This is a genomic window from Paractinoplanes rhizophilus, from assembly GCF_042664765.1.
Lineage (GTDB): Bacteria > Actinomycetota > Actinomycetes > Mycobacteriales > Micromonosporaceae > Actinoplanes > Actinoplanes rhizophilus.
The window spans coordinates 1-16,719 of the sequence record NZ_JBHTBJ010000075.1 but is presented as its reverse complement, the minus strand read 5'-3'; the positions used below and the strand labels follow the sequence as shown (position 1 = coordinate 16,719).

The 16,719-nt window shown below is 72.6% G+C and carries 19 protein-coding genes; 6 read left to right on the top strand and 13 right to left on the bottom strand.

All coding sequences use genetic code 11. The annotated features are described in order from the left end of the window. A partial coding sequence (locus ACFQS1_RS39575; RefSeq protein WP_378978046.1) for an MFS transporter occupies positions 1 to 746 on the top strand: 746 nt, incomplete at its 5' end. A gap of 185 nt (positions 747 to 931) precedes the next feature. Here ACFQS1_RS39575 and ACFQS1_RS39570 read toward each other — a convergent pair. From ACFQS1_RS39570 to ACFQS1_RS39555, 4 genes are all read right to left on the bottom strand, one after another. Next, the gene (locus ACFQS1_RS39570; RefSeq protein ID WP_378978044.1) at positions 932 to 1,315 is read right to left on the bottom strand and encodes a hypothetical protein; all 384 of its coding nucleotides are present in this window, start codon (positions 1,313 to 1,315) and stop codon (positions 932 to 934) included. Positions 1,316 to 1,435: 120 nt separating this feature from the next. Further along, on the bottom strand, positions 1,436 to 1,588 hold the full coding sequence (locus ACFQS1_RS39565) for a hypothetical protein (protein ID WP_378978042.1): 153 nt from the start codon (positions 1,586 to 1,588) through the stop codon (positions 1,436 to 1,438). 251 nt (positions 1,589 to 1,839) lie between these two features. After that, positions 1,840 to 2,424, bottom strand: a complete 585-nt coding sequence (locus ACFQS1_RS39560) for a pyridoxamine 5'-phosphate oxidase family protein (protein ID WP_378978040.1) — start codon at positions 2,422 to 2,424, stop codon at positions 1,840 to 1,842. A 196-nt stretch (positions 2,425 to 2,620) separates the two neighbouring features. Beyond that, on the bottom strand, positions 2,621 to 3,277 hold the full coding sequence (locus ACFQS1_RS39555) for a helix-turn-helix transcriptional regulator (RefSeq protein ID WP_378978038.1): 657 nt from the start codon (positions 3,275 to 3,277) through the stop codon (positions 2,621 to 2,623). A gap of 89 nt (positions 3,278 to 3,366) precedes the next feature. On the opposite strand from ACFQS1_RS39555, the gene ACFQS1_RS39550 reads away from it, so the two are divergent. Together ACFQS1_RS39550 and ACFQS1_RS39545 are read left to right on the top strand one after the other, a co-directional pair. Next, complete coding sequence (locus ACFQS1_RS39550) at positions 3,367 to 3,765, top strand: hypothetical protein (RefSeq protein WP_378978036.1); 399 nt, start codon at positions 3,367 to 3,369, stop codon at positions 3,763 to 3,765. 164 nt (positions 3,766 to 3,929) lie between these two features. Beyond that, positions 3,930 to 5,459 (top strand): phospholipase D-like domain-containing protein, encoded by a 1,530-nt coding sequence (locus ACFQS1_RS39545; RefSeq protein WP_378978034.1) that lies wholly within the window; start codon positions 3,930 to 3,932, stop codon positions 5,457 to 5,459. 115 nt (positions 5,460 to 5,574) lie between these two features. Here ACFQS1_RS39545 and ACFQS1_RS39540 read toward each other — a convergent pair whose 3' ends face one another. From ACFQS1_RS39540 to ACFQS1_RS39500, 9 genes are all read right to left on the bottom strand, one after another. Continuing rightward, complete coding sequence (locus ACFQS1_RS39540) at positions 5,575 to 5,700, bottom strand: hypothetical protein (protein ID WP_378978032.1); 126 nt, start codon at positions 5,698 to 5,700, stop codon at positions 5,575 to 5,577. Between the two features lie 27 nt (positions 5,701 to 5,727). Beyond that, positions 5,728 to 7,371 carry a serine/threonine-protein kinase gene (locus tag ACFQS1_RS39535; protein WP_378978030.1) on the bottom strand — a complete coding sequence of 548 codons (1,644 nt, stop codon included), beginning with the start codon at positions 7,369 to 7,371 and terminating at the stop codon, positions 5,728 to 5,730. Between the two features lie 30 nt (positions 7,372 to 7,401). Next, positions 7,402 to 7,698: an AMP-binding enzyme gene (locus ACFQS1_RS39530; protein WP_378978028.1), complete on the bottom strand. Its 297-nt coding sequence runs from the start codon at positions 7,696 to 7,698 to the stop codon at positions 7,402 to 7,404. A gap of 78 nt (positions 7,699 to 7,776) precedes the next feature. Next, on the bottom strand, positions 7,777 to 9,519 hold the full coding sequence (locus ACFQS1_RS39525) for a sensor histidine kinase (protein WP_378978026.1): 1,743 nt from the start codon (positions 9,517 to 9,519) through the stop codon (positions 7,777 to 7,779). Next, positions 9,516 to 10,193: a response regulator transcription factor gene (locus ACFQS1_RS39520; RefSeq protein WP_378978024.1), complete on the bottom strand. Its 678-nt coding sequence runs from the start codon at positions 10,191 to 10,193 to the stop codon at positions 9,516 to 9,518. The genes ACFQS1_RS39525 and ACFQS1_RS39520 overlap by 4 nt, the downstream gene beginning before the upstream one ends. A gap of 4 nt (positions 10,194 to 10,197) precedes the next feature. Further along, complete coding sequence (locus ACFQS1_RS39515; protein WP_378978022.1) at positions 10,198 to 11,373, bottom strand: ABC transporter permease; 1,176 nt, start codon at positions 11,371 to 11,373, stop codon at positions 10,198 to 10,200. Continuing rightward, positions 11,370 to 12,029, bottom strand: a complete 660-nt coding sequence (locus ACFQS1_RS39510) for an ABC transporter ATP-binding protein (protein WP_378978020.1) — start codon at positions 12,027 to 12,029, stop codon at positions 11,370 to 11,372. Before ACFQS1_RS39510 ends, ACFQS1_RS39515 begins: the two co-directional genes overlap by 4 nt. Then, on the bottom strand, positions 12,026 to 13,042 hold the full coding sequence (locus ACFQS1_RS39505) for a peptidoglycan-binding protein (RefSeq protein ID WP_378978018.1): 1,017 nt from the start codon (positions 13,040 to 13,042) through the stop codon (positions 12,026 to 12,028). Before ACFQS1_RS39505 ends, ACFQS1_RS39510 begins: the two co-directional genes overlap by 4 nt. Next, positions 13,042 to 13,626: a hypothetical protein gene (locus ACFQS1_RS39500; RefSeq protein ID WP_378978016.1), complete on the bottom strand. Its 585-nt coding sequence runs from the start codon at positions 13,624 to 13,626 to the stop codon at positions 13,042 to 13,044. The genes ACFQS1_RS39505 and ACFQS1_RS39500 overlap by 1 nt, the downstream gene beginning before the upstream one ends. A 127-nt stretch (positions 13,627 to 13,753) precedes the next feature. Here ACFQS1_RS39500 and ACFQS1_RS39495 point away from each other — a divergent pair, with 127 nt between their 5' ends. From ACFQS1_RS39495 to ACFQS1_RS39485, 3 genes are all read left to right on the top strand, one after another. Continuing rightward, the gene (locus tag ACFQS1_RS39495) at positions 13,754 to 15,076 is read left to right on the top strand and encodes a lipase family protein (RefSeq protein ID WP_378978014.1); all 1,323 of its coding nucleotides are present in this window, start codon (positions 13,754 to 13,756) and stop codon (positions 15,074 to 15,076) included. Between the two features lie 374 nt (positions 15,077 to 15,450). Then, a complete protein-coding gene (locus ACFQS1_RS39490) occupies positions 15,451 to 15,735 on the top strand; it encodes a helix-turn-helix domain-containing protein (RefSeq protein WP_378978012.1) in 285 nt (94 codons plus the stop codon). 10 nt (positions 15,736 to 15,745) lie between these two features. Then, positions 15,746 to 16,471: an SDR family NAD(P)-dependent oxidoreductase gene (locus ACFQS1_RS39485; RefSeq protein ID WP_378978010.1), complete on the top strand. Its 726-nt coding sequence runs from the start codon at positions 15,746 to 15,748 to the stop codon at positions 16,469 to 16,471. Positions 16,472 to 16,719: the final 248 nt, after the last annotated feature.

Here is a 16,719-nt window from a genome sequence, read left to right as displayed (position 1 = left end):
ACGGCTGGCTGGCGCTCGGACTGATCGTGGCCGGCATGTTCGTCCTGATGTGGTTCCTGCTATGGATACGCTCCCGGGAACGGGCCGGCCGCGAGGCGCTGCTGTCGACGGCGTTGTTCCGCAACCGCGTCTCCAACCTGGGTCTGATCACGCAGAACATCCAGTGGCTGGTGCTCATGGGGATCTCGTTCGTCGTCTCGGCCTTCCTGCAGGTGGTACGCGGCTACAACGCGATCGAGACCGGCCTGATCCTCACCGCCGCGACGGTCGGCCTGCTGCTGTCCTCGCTGGCCGCCGAGCGCCTCGCGAAGCGGCACGCCCAGCGCATGCTCATCCAGACCGGCTTCGGCCTGACCATCGCTGGGATCGCGCTCTTCCTGGCGGTGGTCGGTGTCTCGAAGAGCGTCTGGGCCTTCCTGCCCGGGCTTTTCCTGATCGGGCTGGGCATCGGCGTCATGCTCACCCCATCGGTGAGCGTCGTGCAATCCAGCTTCCCCGACGAACGCCAGGGAGAGATCTCGGGCCTGTCCCGCAGCGTGTCCAACCTCGGCTCCTCACTCGGCGCCGCGATCGCCGGCACCATCCTCGTCGCCCAGCTCCGGACGCCCGACCGCGCGTACGCGCTCGCCATGATCGTCCTGGCGGCGATCAGCCTGGTCGGGCTGGTGACGGCGTTCTTCCTGCCGGGCACCTCGACCAGTACGCCGACGGCGAGCCCGCGCACGCCCAGCACGCCCGAGCGGTAGGTTCGCGTTCCGTCCCGGCCTCACCGTCGCGCAGGTCCATGCCGTCGTCGAGCGGGAGGTCGGCCGCGCTGAGCAGGACCTGCCGGGTCCGCCAACCGGCCGGCCCCACGCCGTCCTGGTGACGCCGTCCCCGACCGTGGAGCCGGACGGCCGAATCTGCGGATCAGCGGAGCGCCCGGTCGGACTCACTCCTGACCGTCTCCCGTTCGCGCCGAGCGCTCGCGACTCAGATATCGAACCGGCTTACCGAGCGACTCCGCGTAGGCGATCTCCCGTCGCGTTGACTCACCCAAGTAGCCGCCCGGGTCCACGACGTACACCTCGTCAGCCATGCGAATCTTCTGGAAATGCACGCCGCCAAGCCGCCCCTTCAGATCCAAGCTGTCGAGTTGCCAGTCGTAGCCCGAAAGGTCGGGGAGGCTGAACATCCCGAGGCTGATCACGACGAAACCTTCCATCGTGAGCCGCTGGTTGACCTCCGCGAACTCAGCCTCGAACCTGGTCGAGCCGCAGAGCGTGACGACCTTCGCCGCACCCTCGGCCGGCTGCGGCGCCCGTTGGTCCTCCATGAGACTCATGATCGGTGAACGGGCGGGACGAGTCCATCGCCGCCACCCTGGACGCGGCGCTCCGCGAGATCGGTCATGACTAGCGGCCGTGCGGCCGCGACCCACCCTCTCATGGCTTCGTTACTCCGACTCCACCACGGTGAACGGAGGTCGCACGCCCTCGGTGAGCTCGGCCGCCGCCTCGAGCGCCAGCACCGCGCGCTGCCGGCTGCTGACCGGCGACTTGGCCGTGGAGTGCAGCGAGCCCAGGGCGACCAGGTAGCCGGACCCCACCGCCGCATAACCGGAGATGGTGTGGCCAGGTACGGGCCTACCTGGAACACCTTGGCATCCGACCGCACCGCGACGTGCCAGCCATCGCTCCCCGCCGAGTCTCCGCCGATGGTGACGGTCCGCCCGTCCGTAATCCCGACGATGCACGTCATGAAGCCACTTTCCTTGGCCGGCGAGCTCATGCCAACCGCGGCCGGGCGGCTCGGTGCGGATCGGCACGCCGGGGGCGGTGACGGTGCTGGGGATGCCGGTCACAACGTTCCGCATTGCCTGGTGGGGGACGGCGCTGACGGCACGAAGTAGTCGCTCTTCTTGGGCTGCTCCGAGCCGGGATTGCGGCCGGGCTGGCGGGGGATCTTGGCCAGCCGCGGGATGTGCTTGGCGCAGTGGATGTACGCCTCGTGCACCCGGGTGACCACCCAGAGGCGGGCGCGCTGGCCGGGCGGGAGGCCGGCCTGGTCGGCGTCGGGGTCCTCGACGATCTCGGCGGTGCCGTTGACGTGCAGGCCGATGGTCTCGCCGAAGTCCAGGAAGAGCAGGCCGACGCCGGCGTTCTCGGTGATGTTGGCGAGGCTCGCCATGACGCCGTTGCCGCGCAGTTCGGGCCAGCTCAGGTGCTCCTCGTCGAGCACCCGGACGAAGCCGGGCGGCCCGGCCCGGAAGGTGTTGTCGCAGCTGCCGCCGGCGTCGGTGGTGGCCAGGAACATCATCTCCTGGCGGCCGATGAAGTGCCGCATGGCCTCGTTGAGGTGGGGCAGGACCTGCCGTGCGTAGAAGGTGTCGGCCCGCTCCCGGGTGCCGAGTCGGTCCTGAAGCTCACGCTCAGCGTGGTTCATCGATGGGCTCCTCCCGCCGGGTTCCTCCTCCCCGCTGCGGGACAGCTTCACAAGGTGACCGCTTCATGGCATAGCGTTGCAAGTTGCATTGGTCGGGCCCGATAACGCCCCTTGCGCAGGTCGGACGGGCCCTCGAGGCGACGATCATGCGAGCGGACATCACCCGATCAGGCGACCGGCGGCGGGCGCAGAGGCGTTACGCCAGCAACCGTACGCAGCAGCGGCCGGCCCGGGGATCGAGCACGGCGCGGGCGTCGGCGCCGCAGCCGGCGACGACGCCCCGCAGCAGCTCGAGGTTCACGCCGCAGACCAGCTCGGTGTGCCGGCGGGCCAGCCGATGGAACGGGCAGTTGCGCAGCGAGAGCGCGCCGGATTCCTCGGCCTCCGGCTCGTACCCGGCCTCGGTCAGGGCCGCATCCAGGTCGCCCGCTCGCGCGCCGGTTTCCCGGCCGGCCTCGTACGCCGTGCGCGCCAGCACCTCCTGGACCGCCGCGCCGGTGGCGATCGACTCGGACACGGCGGCGGCCAGCAACTCCCCCACCACGTCGTAGTGCCGCTCGGGCACCGACACCGCCACCTCGTTGTCGGCGCGCCGGTACAGCTTGGCGGGGCGGCCGGCGCCCGGACCGCCGCGGCCGGCCGGGCGGCGGAACTCGAACTCCAGCAGGCCCTGCTCGGCGAGCCGGTCCAGGTGCATGGCGGCGACCCGGCGGCTCAGCCCGAGCGCTTCGGCGGTCGCGTCGCGGCCCACCGGCGTCGCCGACCGGGCGACGAGGTCGAACACGGCCCGGCGGATCGGGTCGTCCAGGACGGCGAGTGCGGCGACGCGGTCGGGCAGCGAGCGAGTGGCCATGATCCCAAGTGTAAAGCACGACGGTCTTGACTTTAGAAGACGGGCTTTCTAACGTACGGGAAATAGGTTTTTAGAGAACGGAGAAGTTGATGGTCACCGACACGCTTCGCACCGCCACCCCGACGCAGCAGGCGTTCCTGCTGCTCCGCACCGTCTTCACGGCGGCGCCGATCCTGTTCGGGCTGGACAAGTTCCTCAACCTGATGACCGACTGGCCGGGCTACCTCGCGCCGTGGGTGGACGACCTGATCCCGGGCACCGCGCAGCAGTTCATGTACGTGGTCGGCGTGATCGAGATCCTGGCCGGCATCCTGGTCGCCCTGCGGCCGCAGATCGGCTCGCTGGTGGTCGCCCTCTGGCTGGCCGGCATCATCGTCAACCTGCTGATCGCCGCGAACTACTACGACGTGGCACTGCGCGACTTCGGGCTGCTGGTCGGCGCGCTCGCCCTCAACCGCCTGGCCACACCCACGCACCGGGCCGACTGACTCCCGCACGCGGCCGGGCCTACTGACTACCCCACACGACCCGGGCCGACGAACCCCCACGCGGCCGGGCCGGCGAAACTCACACCCGCCGGGCCGGCTGACCCCGGCGGAAGGCGTCCGTCACCGGGTCGTTCCGGCGCGGCGGCCGTTATAAGGTTCCGGCCATGGCGTCGCTCGACGATCTCGTTGCTGCCTATCTGTCCCCGGCGGTCACGGCACACCGGGAGAGCTCGTCGGTGGAGCTCGTCGTCGACGGGCGCACCTGGATGCTGCGGATGCGGGAGCTGCTGACCTCGCTCGAGCCGGGCGATGCGGCGTACATCTGCGGTTTGCAAATCGAACCGGAGATGGACCTGACCGGTAAGCGCAAGGGCGATCCTGGCTACGAACCGCTCGGCGGCCTGCTCGCCGGGCTGGCGAGCCGCGGGATCGACGTCCGGGTACTGCTGGCCGGCGCGGTGGTGAGCAGCAGCATCGCCCGCCCGACGATCGGGCCCTTCCACCAGAACGTGAGCTCCGCGCACCGGCTGCGGCGCTGGCGCGGCCCCACGGCCGGGCCGCCGCCGCTGGCCAACCGGGTGCTGCTCGACTGGTCCGGCTCCGGCATCGGCTCCAACCATCAGAAGGTCACGCTCGTGCGCCGGGGCGCCGAGATCACCGCCGGCGTGGGCGGCATCGACTACGCGGCCAACCGGGTCGACGAGTCGCCGCACGACCGGCTGTCGATCAACGGCGGGCGCTGGGGCTGGCACGACGCCGGCGCGATCCTCCGGGGCCCGGCCGCCGCGGACGTGTGGCGGGTGCTGCGCATGCGGTGGAGCGGCGCGGCCAGCCTGCCCCGCAAGCGGTACATCTGGCCGTCGGTGCGTGGCCTGCAGGTGCTCAACCCGTCGAGCACGCCGGCCGGGATCGCCCCGCCGCCGGCCCAGCCGGACCGGCCGTCGCCCGGCGTGGCCTGCCAGATCCTGCGGTCGGTCGGCCCGTGGTACATCGACTCGCTGCTGCCCTGGGAGCGGCGGCACTACAACGACGTGGCCCCCGAGGGCGTCCACGAGGTCTACCTCACCCTGGTGCAGGCGATCAACGCCGCGCGGCGCTACGTGTACATCGAGGACCAATACTTCCGCGAGTACCCCGGCGGCGACCGCCGCTTCGAGATGTACGCGCACCTGCGCGCGGCCGCCGCCCGCGGGGTGAAGGTGATCCTGCTCGGCTCGGGCAGCCGCGACCCGGCCGAGTCGTCCCCGCTGATCAACGGCACGGTGAACGCCGACCTGCAGAAGAAGGTCCTCGACCCGCTGCCGCAGCAGCTGCGCCGCAACGTCGGCCTCTGGCGGGTCGAGCACCTCACGGTGCACTCCAAGATCGTCATCGTGGACGACCGGTTTGCCGCGGTCGGCTCGGCCAACCTCTTCAGCCGCTCGATGGCCGGCGTCGACACCGAGCTGACCGCGGCGGTGGTCAGCACCGGCGACGTGGTCCGCGACCTTCGGGTACGGCTGTGGGCCGAGCACCTGCGCGCGCCACTCACCGACGACTTGCGCAAGCACCTCGAAGACCTCGACCTCGCCATCGGCATGTTCCGTCCCGAGTGGCTGCCGCCGCGGGCGCCGGCCGGCTCATGGCGCACCCCGGGCATACCGGACGGGTTCGCCCCGCTCGAGTCGGTGCTGACCCTGGTCGGCCCGCCCTGAACCCGCAGCCCTGAACCCGCAGCCCTGAACCCGCAGCCCTGAACCCGCGGGCCGCCCTGAGCCCCGCGGGTCGCCGTGACGCCGCGCTAGCCCACCCGCTCGCGCAGGTCGGCCATCAGGCGCAGGTGGCTGTCGATGCCGTCCGGCACGTGGCGTACCGCCGGGCCAGCACGACCGGCACATGCAGCAGCGCGTCGATGATGCTGGTGCCCAGCCGGATCCGCTCGGTCAGCCCGGCCACGAAGCTCCTCTTCCGCTACCGACTGGATCATGCCGCGGGGCGGAAGCTGGCGAACACCAGGCGCAGGTCCTTCTGAGCGGACGCCCACCCGGCGTCGCTGGTCTGCCAGTAGATTCCGTACGCCTGGTGGGCCGACGTGACCACACCGCGGTTGTTCACATGCTGCCGCACGCCGGAGCGGTTGAAGGTGAACTCCCAGTCGGCGGCCTTCCGGAAGTAATCGACCTCCCGTATGTGGATTTCGTGGTAGCCGGGGAAGTCGCCGCGGGCGACGCGGTAGTCGGCCTTGCCGCGCCAGTCGGCCACCGGATCCCATTGCGGCTTCGTGGTCTGGTCGATGCCGAGCACCCGGCCCGGCGCACGGAAGTAGACGATGCCGTGCTCCTTGGTCCGCTTCCAGCCCTTCGGGACGTAGAGCGAGAAGCCGGTCGGGTCGCGGTAGAGGAACCAGCCCGCGGGCAGGGCCGGCCGTTCGCCCTCGGAGCCAGAAGAGGCGGAGCCGGGAGCGGCGGCGGATGCGCCGGCGGTCGCGGGGCCGGCGGCCGAGGCAGCGGACGAGGAGGCGGGCGAGGAGGCGGGCGACGCCGAAGCGGCGGGCGAAGCGGCGGGCGAGGCGGCGGGCGGCGGGGCTGCGGTCGATTTGTCCCCGTCGAACCGCAACGCCCACCAGGTGATGCCGGCGGCGGCGAGCAGCACGACGACCGCGGCGGCGATCAGCACCCGCATCCGCCGACGCCCCGGAGAGACCGGCACCGGCTCCGGCGAGACCGGCACCGGAGACGCGGGAGGCGCCGGAGGGACGGGCGCAGGCACATCGGGCGCAGGCACATCGGGCGAGGGCGCGGGCGACGGCAGTGCATCGAGCGCCGCCCGCAGCCGCCGCTCGGCCTCGGCCGCGTCGATACGCTCCCCCGGCGACTTGCGCAGCAGTCCGTTCAGGACCGGCAGCAGCTCCCCCGCCTGCCGCGCCGGGGCCGGCTCCTCCGCCACCACCGCGGTGATGGTCTCCATGACCGACCGGCCCGCGTACGGCGGATGCCCCTCCACCGCCGCGTACAGCGTCGCCCCCAGCGACCACAGGTCACCGGCCGCGCTGGTCTCCCCGTCGCGCACCCGCTCCGGCGCCATGTACCGTGGCGACCCCATCACCAGGCCCGAGTTGGTGACCAGACTCTCGCCGTCCACCGCGGCCACGCCGAAGTCGGTCAGCACCACCCGCCCGTCGGTGGCCAGCAGCACGTTCGCCGGCTTGACGTCGCGGTGCCGCACCCCGGCCGCGTGCGCCGTCCGCAGCGCCTCCAGCACGGCCAGCCCGATCTCCGCCACCCGGCGCGGCGGCAGCGGGCCCTCCGCGTCCAGCACCTCCTGCAGCGAGCGGGACGGCACGTACTCCATCACGATCCAGGCGCGCCCGTCCGACTCGAACGCGTCGTAGACCTGGGCCACCCCGGGATGCGACAGCCGGGCCGCGGCCCGCCCCTCGCGCAGCGTGTGCCGGCGCAACGCCTCCCGGTCGGCGTCGAGCAGCTCGGGCGGGAGCAGGATCTCCTTGAGCGCCACGTCCCGGTCGAGGATCTCGTCGCGGGCCTGCCAGACCCGGCCCATGCCGCCCGCGCCCAGCGTCCGGCCCAGGCGGTACCGGTCGTGCACGTGGACCGGGCCGGATGTCATGCCCGCCGATGTACCCGGCGGCCCGGCAGATCATTCCCCGGGCGGACGGCCGCGCAGCACGTACTTCTGGATTTTGCCGGTCGAGGTCTTGGGCAGGTCGCCGAACGTCACCGACCGGGGCGCGCTCGCGCCCTCCTTGAGCGTGACGTACGCGGCCGGCACCTCGCCCCAATGGTCGTCGGGGACCGCGACCATCGCGACCTCCAGCACCGCCGGGTGGTCGGCGATCACCTGTTCGACCTCGACCGACGCGATGTTCTCGCCGCCCGAGATGATCACGTCCTTGAGCCGGTCGCGCAGCTCGATGTAGCCGTCGGGGTGGCGCACGCCGAGATCGCCGGTGCGGAACCAGCCGTCCGGCGCGGCCGCCGCCGTCGCCGCCGGGTCCTTGAGGTGAAGGCCCGGCTACGTCCGCCCGCGCGGCAGCCGGACCGTGAAGGTCGTGCCGGAACCCACGGTGCTGGTCACCGAGATGTCGCCGCCGTGCGCCCGGGCCAGTTGCCGGGCGATGGCCAGGCCGAGGCCGCTGCCGCCGGTGGCGCGGGTGCGCGACGTGTCGGCCCGCCAGAAGCGGTCGAAGACCTTGGGGAGGTGCTCCGGGGCGATGCCGACGCCGGTGTCCTCGACCGTGATCAGCACGAACTCCCCGTCGGCGGCGCCGGTCACGGTCACCGATCCACCCGCGGGGGTGTGCCGGACGGCGTTGGAGACGAGGTTGCCGACCAGCTGACGGAGGCGTACCGGATCGGCTTGCAGGGTGATCCCGGCCGGGACCGAGACGCGGACGCCCGGATGGGCGGCCGTCGCCTGCTCGAGCACCTCTGGCAGCGCGGTCGGCGCCCGGTGCAGGGCGAAGGTGCCGGCGTCGGCGGCGGCCAGGTCGGCCAGGTCGTCGATGATGTGCTGCAGCAGCAGCGTCTCGTCGTGCAGCAGAGCGAGCAACTGCGCGTCGGGGCGGGCCAGGCCGTCCTGGGCCGCCTCCAGCCAGCTGCGCACGTTGGTCAGCGGGTTGCGCAGCTCGTGGGCCACGTCGCCGACCATCGCGCGGCGCTGGGACTCGGCCTCGCCGCGGCGCCGCATGGCCTCGTTGAGAGCGGTGGCCAGGTAGCCGATCTCGTCGCGGGTGGTGACCGGCGCCGGCGTCTGCCGGGCCGCGCTCTCGGTCAGCTGCCGCAGCGGGCGCACCAGGCGGCGGCCGAGCAGGACGCTGACCAGGATCGCGACGAGCAGGACCGCGCCGGTCACGGTGGCGATCCGGATGACGTTGGCGCGGGAGAGGGTGAAGGTGGTCCCGGTCGAGCCGGTGCCGGGGTCGGTCACGAAGAGCAGCACGGCGGGAGCGGTGTACGGCTCGAGCTGCGCTCGCCGGGACTGTTCCAGACAGGACCGCACCTGGGCGCCGCCGTGCGGACGCCGCGAGCCGTCGATGGCGGCGAACGTGGGCGGCTGGGTGGTCCAGTTGACGGTGATGGCGATGTCGGCGCCGCCCAGGCAGGTCGCGGTCATCTTCTCCAGCGCGCGGATCGCCCGGGCCTCGGTGGGCATGCTCTCGTTCTGGTAGGGGGCGGCGCAGACGCTCATGGCGCCCTTGGGATCGGCGTCGCGCGCGACCGCCACCGTCGGCCGGCCGCTCGGCGAGGCGACGATCCGGCCCTCCACCCCGGCCATACCGAGGCAGGTCAGCATGTCTGTCGCGATCTTGCGGACGATGGTGATCTCGTCGGCGGTCAGCCGATAGGGGCCGACCACCCGGCCGTCGATGGTGTCGGTCCCGCCGGTCACCCCGAGGTCCAGGCGCAGCGGGTCGATGGTCGCGGTGGGCAGCGACAGCGGGCCCGGCGGCGAGGAGGACGCGACCACCTGGCGCTGCGCGGTGGTCAGCGTGACCCGCCGGTCGAGGCGGGCGGCCTGCGCGCGCAGCAGCGGGCCGGCCCCCGACCAGTCCCGGTGGGTGGCGGCGTAGCCGATCAGGAGGTCGTAGAGCGCCTTCTCACCGGCCAGCGACCGGCCCTGCTCCTGCCGGATCGTCCGGGTCGCGGTCTGGGTGGCCAGCCACGCGGTGGCGCCGACCGCCACGGCCGTCACGGCGATCAGCGTCACCAGCAGCCGGGTCACCAGGCTGTGCCGCAGCGGGACCCGGCGGCTCACGAGGCGTCGCTGCTCAGGCGGTAGCCGACGCCGTAGACCGTGCGCAGGTAGACCGGGTTGCCGGGATCGGGCTCGATCTTGCGGCGGAGGTTGAGCACGTGCACGTCGACCGACCGCTCGTTCGAGCTGCGGTCCAGGCCGCGGGTGTACGTGAGCAGCTGGGCGCGGCTGAACACCCGGTCCGGTTCGCGCGCCATCGCCGCGAGGATGGCGAACTCGCCGGCCGTGCACTCGATCTCCCGCCCGTCGACGGTCACCCGGTGGGTGCGGGGGTCGACCGCCAACCGGCCGATCGCGTACGACGGGCGCGGGGTGGTCCGCCGCAGCAGCGTGCGCACCCGGGCGGTCAGCTCGCGCGGGCTGTACGGCTTGGTCAGGTAGTCGTCGGCGCCCGCGTCGAGCCCGGTGACCAGGTCGTCCTCGGCGGCGCGGGCGGTCAGCACGAGGATCGGCACGTCCGACTCCCCGCGCAGCTTGCGGCACACCGTCAGACCGTCCACCCCGGGCATCATCACGTCCAGCACGATCAGATCCGGCCGCCGCGAGCGGGCGTGCCGCAGCGCGGCGGCGCCGTCGTGGACGACGGCCACCTGGTAGCCGGCCGCCACCAGGTAGCGGCGGGCGACCTCGGCCTGCCGGGGGTCGTCCTCGGCGATCAGCACCTGGTGATCCATCGGCTCAGACGCTCGCGAGTGCTTCGGTGGGGTGCAGCCGGGCCGCCCGGATCGCCGGGTAGACACCGGCCAGCACGCCGATCACCAGCGCACCGCCGAGCCCGCCGGCGGTCGATCCGGCCGGGACGGCCACCGGCCAGTCCTGCGCCGCACTGTAGGCGGCCGTCGCCAGCACCCCGCAGAGAATACCGGCGGCGCCGCCGAGCACCGACAGAACGATCGATTCGGCGAGGAACTGCATCCGGATCTGGCCGCGGCCGGCGCCGAGCGCGCGGCGCAGCCCGATCTCGCGGCGGCGTTCCAGCACCGACAGGTACATGCTGTTGGCGACCCCGATGCCGCCGATCAGCAGGGCGATCCCGGCCAGGCCGAGGAACAGCGCGCCGAAGGTCCGGCGTACGGCCCGTTTGGCGACCAGCGCGTCGGACGGGTGGCTGACCAGCACATCGCCCGGGTGCTGCGGGTCGACGGTCGCGGCCAGCACCCCGGCGACCGCCTCCACCTGGTCGTCGGTGGTCTGCAGGTAGATCCGGGTGGGGTGGCCGTCGAAGCGCAGCCGCTCACCCGCCGCGGGCCAGCCGATCAGGACCGACCGGTCGAGGTCGGGAGCGAGCGGCACCGGGTCGAGGATGCCGATCACGGTGAACCATTGCCGGCCGACGTACACCTGCGCGGGCCGCGCCGGGTCGAGGCCGGCGAAGCCGAGCCGGTGCGCGGCGACCGAGCCGAGGACGACCGTGGGAAAGCGCGCCATGGCGTCGTCGAGGAAGCGGCCGGAGCGCACCGTTCCGTTGACCGCGTCGAGCAGGTTGGTGCGGGCGGCCAGCACGGCGAGCGCGTTGAAGTCGCCGGGGGCGCTGTGGTCGGAGCGCGCCACCGTCTGGCCGAAGTCGGCGACCGCGCTGGCGACGGTGACCGGACCGATCCGGGCGACCATGTCGACCGACTCGGCGGGCAGCTTGACCGGCGGATCGCGGTCCGGCACCGGCGCGGCCTGCAGGCGGTTGGTGCCGAGCGCGGACAACTCGCGGTCCAGCGCCTGCTGGCTCGACGCCGGGATGCCGGTGACGACGACCAGGGTGGCGACGCCGATCGCGATGCCGAGGGCGGAGAGCGCGGCCCGGGCCTTGCGCGTGCGGACGCCGAGCAAACCGAGGTCGAACAGATCGGCCGGGCTCACGCGACCACCCGGCCGTCGAGGATGCGGATCCGCCGCGGGATCCGGGCGGCCACGTCACGGTCGTGGGTGATCAGCGCGATGGTGGCGCCGGCCCGGTTGAGCTCGGTCAGCAGGTCGAGGACCGCGGCGCCGTTGGCCGCGTCCAGCGCGCCGGTGGGTTCGTCGGCCAGCACCAGCGCCGGCCGGGTGACCAGGGCCCGGGCGATGGCGACTCGCTGACGCTCGCCGCCGGAGAGCTGCTGCGGCTTGTGCTCCGCGCGATCGGTCAGGCCGACCGTTTCCAGGGCTTCGAGAGCACGCGTACGGCGTTCCCGGCGGCCCGCCCCGGCGTAGAGCAGCGCGGTGGCCACGTTCTCGGCCGCCGTCAGGCCGTCGATGAGGTGGAACTGCTGGAAGACGAATCCCAGCCGGCGGCCGCGCAGCCGGGACACCTGCTTGTCGGACATCGTCGTGATGTCGTGGCCGTCGATGCGGACCACGCCGGCGGTCGGGCGGCTGAGCGTGCCCATGATGTTCAGCAACGTGGACTTCCCCGATCCGGACGGCCCGAGGATCGCGACGAACTCGCCCCGGTCGATCCGCAGCGACACCCGATCCAGGGCGGTGACCTCGCCGTACGTCATGCTCGCCGCTTGGATCTCGAGAACTGCGGTCATCCGGTCGTCACCACCCGGGCGCCCGCGACGAGGCCCGCGCCGGAGATCTGCACCATGCCGTCGGCGAACAGGCCGACCTTGACCGCGATCAGCGGCCCGCCGTCGATCCGCACCGCATAACCGCCGCCGCTGAGCGCGAGCAGGGCGCCGACCGGGACGGCCAGTACGCCCCGCACGGTCGTCCCGGTGAAGCGCACCTCCACCTCGGCCGAGGTGAGGCCGCCGAGCCCGGCCGCCGTGATGACCACCTGCGCCTTCGGGGCGTCGTCCGGCCCCTTGACCCCGGCGCGCACCGAGCCGACGGTCCCGGTCGTGGTCTTGCCGTTCGGCAGCGTGAGGCCGACCTTCTGCCCGGCGCGCACGTCGTCGCCCCGGCTCGCGTCGATCTCGACCGTGACGACCTTGGCCTGGTCGCTGACCGCGATCACGTCGCCGGCGGCGTCGTCGCCGAGCCGCGCGATGGCTGCGCCGACCCGGACCTTTCCCGGCAGGACCAGAAAGTCGCCGAGCTTCACGGTGCCGTCCGCCGGCCGGATCTCGCGGTCGGTCTGCCACCTCCGGACGGCCGCCTGCAATGTCTCGGTGAAGGTCGGGTCGGCGGGTTGCGGCCCGATCCGGTAGCCCAGGGCTCGCAGGTTGTCGGCCAGCACGCGGACGTCGCGGCCGATCAGCCCGACGGTCCCGAGATCGCGAAACATCGGCGTCGACCCGTAGAAAAGCGTCACCGGCCGGTCGTTGATCCGGAACAGGGTGCCGCCACGGGTCACCACGCTGCCGGACCTGGGCAGCCAGGTCACCACGCCGGCCGCGGCGCCGCGCAGGGTGCGCTGCTTGCGAAACCCGACCGTGCCGGTCTCGGTCCAGTAGTCGGACAGATTCGTCTTCACCACCTCGGCGGTCGCCGGCGTGGCCGCCGGTCTCGGCTGACGCGGGGTCTCGTGCCGCCGGGCCTGATAGGCCCACCCGCCCAGCGCCAGGACGATCGCCAGGCCAAGAGCGATTTTCGTACGCATCAGCGCGTCTTCGCATACGCCTGGAGCTCGCAGTCCCGCTGGATCTGGACCGCGGCGTCGGTGCGCACCTTGCGATAGTTGGCGTCGGTGGCCGGCCGCACCCACAGGCCCTGCTGACCCGGGACGATCTGCAGCGGCAGACCCTTCTCGCGTACGCATCGCAACTCGTCCCGCAGGTTGTCCCAGTAGTCGGGGTTCTGCTGCGGGTCCAGCTCGGGCGGGTTGAGCGGTTCCCGGTCGGCGCAGGCGTCGACGGCCGGCTGGTACTTCTTCGGGTTGAGCTTGTAGGTCAGCAGCGGCCCGCCGTCCACGCCGCCGCGCTTGGTCGAGGGCACGCCGTGCGCGGTCCAGCAGGCGTAGTACGCGGCGTACGCGCGGTCGATCTCCTCGTCGGTCGCGCCGAGCCGGAGTTGCCGATCCACGACGGCGTCGCCGGCTTTCCCGGACGGCGCGGCGGAGGCACTCGCGGCGCCGGGCAGGGACGCCACTGCCGGCTCGTCCGGGTTCGGGGCGTCTTTCGGGGCGCTGCACCCGGCGGCCAGCAACGCCGCGGCGAGCCCGGCCGTCGCTTTGCGAATCATCATGCCGGGAAGGCTGCCGCCGGATTGTCAGGAAGGTGTTAGCACGCGGAATGAGATTTCCGGCCTCTGGATTGTCTCATTTCGCCTGGTTACCGTCCGGTAACACTGCGGTAACCCCTGGAGGCCGGCCATGTCCGTTCGTCTTCGCCTACCCGCCGCGCTGCTGGCCGCAACAATCGCCGGAGCCGGATTCGCCGCACTCCCCGCCGCCGCCACGGTCTCCCGTGGCGTCACCATCCCCGACTTCTACACGCCGCCGGCGACCCTGCCGGCGGCCAACGGCACGCTGATCCGCACCGAGCCGCTTCCGCTCGCGCTCTCGTTGCCCGGCCTCGGTTCCCGGCTTCCGGGCACCGCCACCCGGATCATGTACAAGTCGACCGACGCCGGCGGCGGCGCGGTCGCGGTGACCGGCGCGTACGTCGAACCAGCCGCGCGCTGGCACGGGCCGGGCGCACGGCCGCTGGTCGTCCTCGCGCCCGGCACGATGGGCCAGGGCGACCAGTGCTCCACCTCGCTCGCCCTGCAGAAGGGCCTGATCATCGGGACCGAGGACAACCAGACCACGCTGTCCATCGGGTACGAGGTGCTGGCCATGTACCGGCTGCTCGCCAAGGGCATCGCCGTCGTGCAGACCGACTACGCCGGGCTCGGGGCGACCGACCGGCTGCACACCTACGTCAACCGGCTGGATGAGGGCCACGCGGTGCTGGACGCCGCCCGGGCCGCCAAGGCGCTCCCGGACACGTCGCTCACCGCGCAGTCCGTCGTCGGGCTCTACGGCTACAGCCAGGGCGGCGGCGCGGTCGCCTCGGCCGCCGAGCTCCAGCCGTCGTACGCGCCGGACGTCCGCCTGAAAGCCACGTACTCGGGGGCGCCGCCGGCCAACCTCGCCGAGGTCACCGCGGCGATCGACGGCACCGAGCTGGTGGGCGCGCTGGGCTGGGCGGTCAACGGTTTCGCCCAGACCGAGCCGGGGCTGCGGCCGTTGCTGGACAAGTACCTCAGCGCCCGCGGGCACGACGCGCTGCGGAATCTGTCCACCATGTGCGTCGGCGACGCCCTCTTCGGGTACGCCTACCAGCGCAGTTCGGCGTGGACCACGACCGGCCAATCGCTGTCCCAGATCATCGCGGCCGAGCCCGCCCTCAAGTCGTTCATCGGCGAGCAGCGCATCGGCACCCGCAAACCGGCCGGCGTGGTGCGGGTGGCCACCGGCGTGATGGACAACCTGGTGCCGCACGCCCAGGCCCGCACGATGGCCGCCGACTGGTGCCGCCGCGGCGGCAACGTGGTCTACGCCCCGATCCTCCTGCCCAACGCGATCAGTCCGCTGCTCAACCACTTCGGGCCGTTGCTGACCGACCAGGGCACGGCGGTGGACTGGCTCACCAACCGGCTGGCCGGCCTGCCCGCCATCTCCACGTGCGGAATCCTGCCGATCCAGCCGTGACCGAGCGCCGCCGATAGGCTCGGTGGCGTGCACGTGCATTCCCTGCCGGTCGACCCGCAGCCGGCCCCGTGCGCGGCCGTCGCCGCGGCGCCGGCCGTCGCCGACCTGCGGCGGTACACGCTGGGATGCGCCGGTTTCCGCTCGGCGACCGGGCTGGCCCTTCGGCACCGGGTGCTCCCCGCCGCCGCGGCCGTGCTGGTCATCGATGTGGACAGTGGCGAGGCCGTCGTCACCGGGCCACGGACGAGGACGGTGCACGCCGCGGAGCGGTGGGGCCACGGGGTCGCGGTCGGGCTGACCCCGGCCGGGACGACATCCGCCTGGTCGCGGCGTGGCGACGGTTGCAGCAGGGTTGCTCCCCCAGGGTCGAGGCGGTGGCGGCGCTGCTCGGCGTCCGGCGGCGCCGGCTCGAGCAGGAGTTCCGGCAGTACGTCGGGGTCGCCCCGGCGGCGGTTGCCCGGGTCGCTCGCTTCCAGCGTGCCGTCGGGATGCTCGCCGGGCAGGCCACGCTCGGCCGGGTGGCGGCCGAGTGCGGCTACGCCGACCAGCCCCACCTGACCCGCGAAGTCCACGCGATGGGCGGGTGCACGCCGGCCAAGCTGCGCCGGCATCTGCATGCTGCGCAATCGTTCAAGACCTCGACCGCGACTCCGGCCTAGCCTGCCTGCCATGACACTGGAGGGCAGGATCGCGCTGGTCACCGGCGGCTCCCGCGGCATCGGGCGCGCGATCGTGGAACGGTTGGCCGCCGAGGGCGCCCGCGTCTATTTCACCTGCCGCACCGACCCCGGCCGCACCGACCCCGGCCGCACCGACCCCGGCCGCACCGACCCCGTCGGCATCCGAACCGACCACGAGGACATCGACAGTGTCCGGACCATGTTCGCCGCCGTCGGCACCCGGCTGGACATCCTCGTCAACAACGCCGCCGTCAATCCCGCCACACCCCTGGACACCGTGACCGCCGACGAGTTCGACCGGGTGCTGACCGTCAACACGAAGGTGCCCTTGCTGGCCATGCGCGCCGCCGCCGAGCGCATGGGCCCGGGCGGCCGGATCGTGAACCTGTCCACCTTGAACACCGTCGTACCGGCACCCGGCCGCCTGCTCTACACGATGAGCAAGGGCGCGCTGGAACAGGCAACCGCCGTCGCCGCCCGCGAGCTGGGACCGCGAGGCATCACCGTCAACACCGTGTCACCGGGGGCGGTGGACACCGACATGCTCCGGGCGGCGAACAACGCCGAGGCACTGGCCCAGACCGCCGCTTTCACCGCCTTGCAGCGGCTGGGCAAGCCCAACGACATAGCAGCGATCGTGACTTGGCTGGCCGGCCCGGACGCGGGCTGGATCACCGGCCAGAACATCCGCGCCACCGGAGGCCTGCTCGTTTGACCCCGGACGCCATGACATCCAGGGCCGCGTCCGGACGGCGCATTGCTGCGCCGTCCGGTCAGGCCGCACAGCGTCGCCCGTTTGTTCACCAATCAGCTGAATATCCCGGCGCCTTCGGATCCAGGGCCATTGCGTGTTCGGTGAGTGGATGTCTGAACTGGGGTTATGCGCGGCCGGTGACCTTTGTGGAGGCGGTCGGGGCGGGTGAGGTCCCCTAGGTGATCATGGGAGTTCTCACGCTTCCAGGA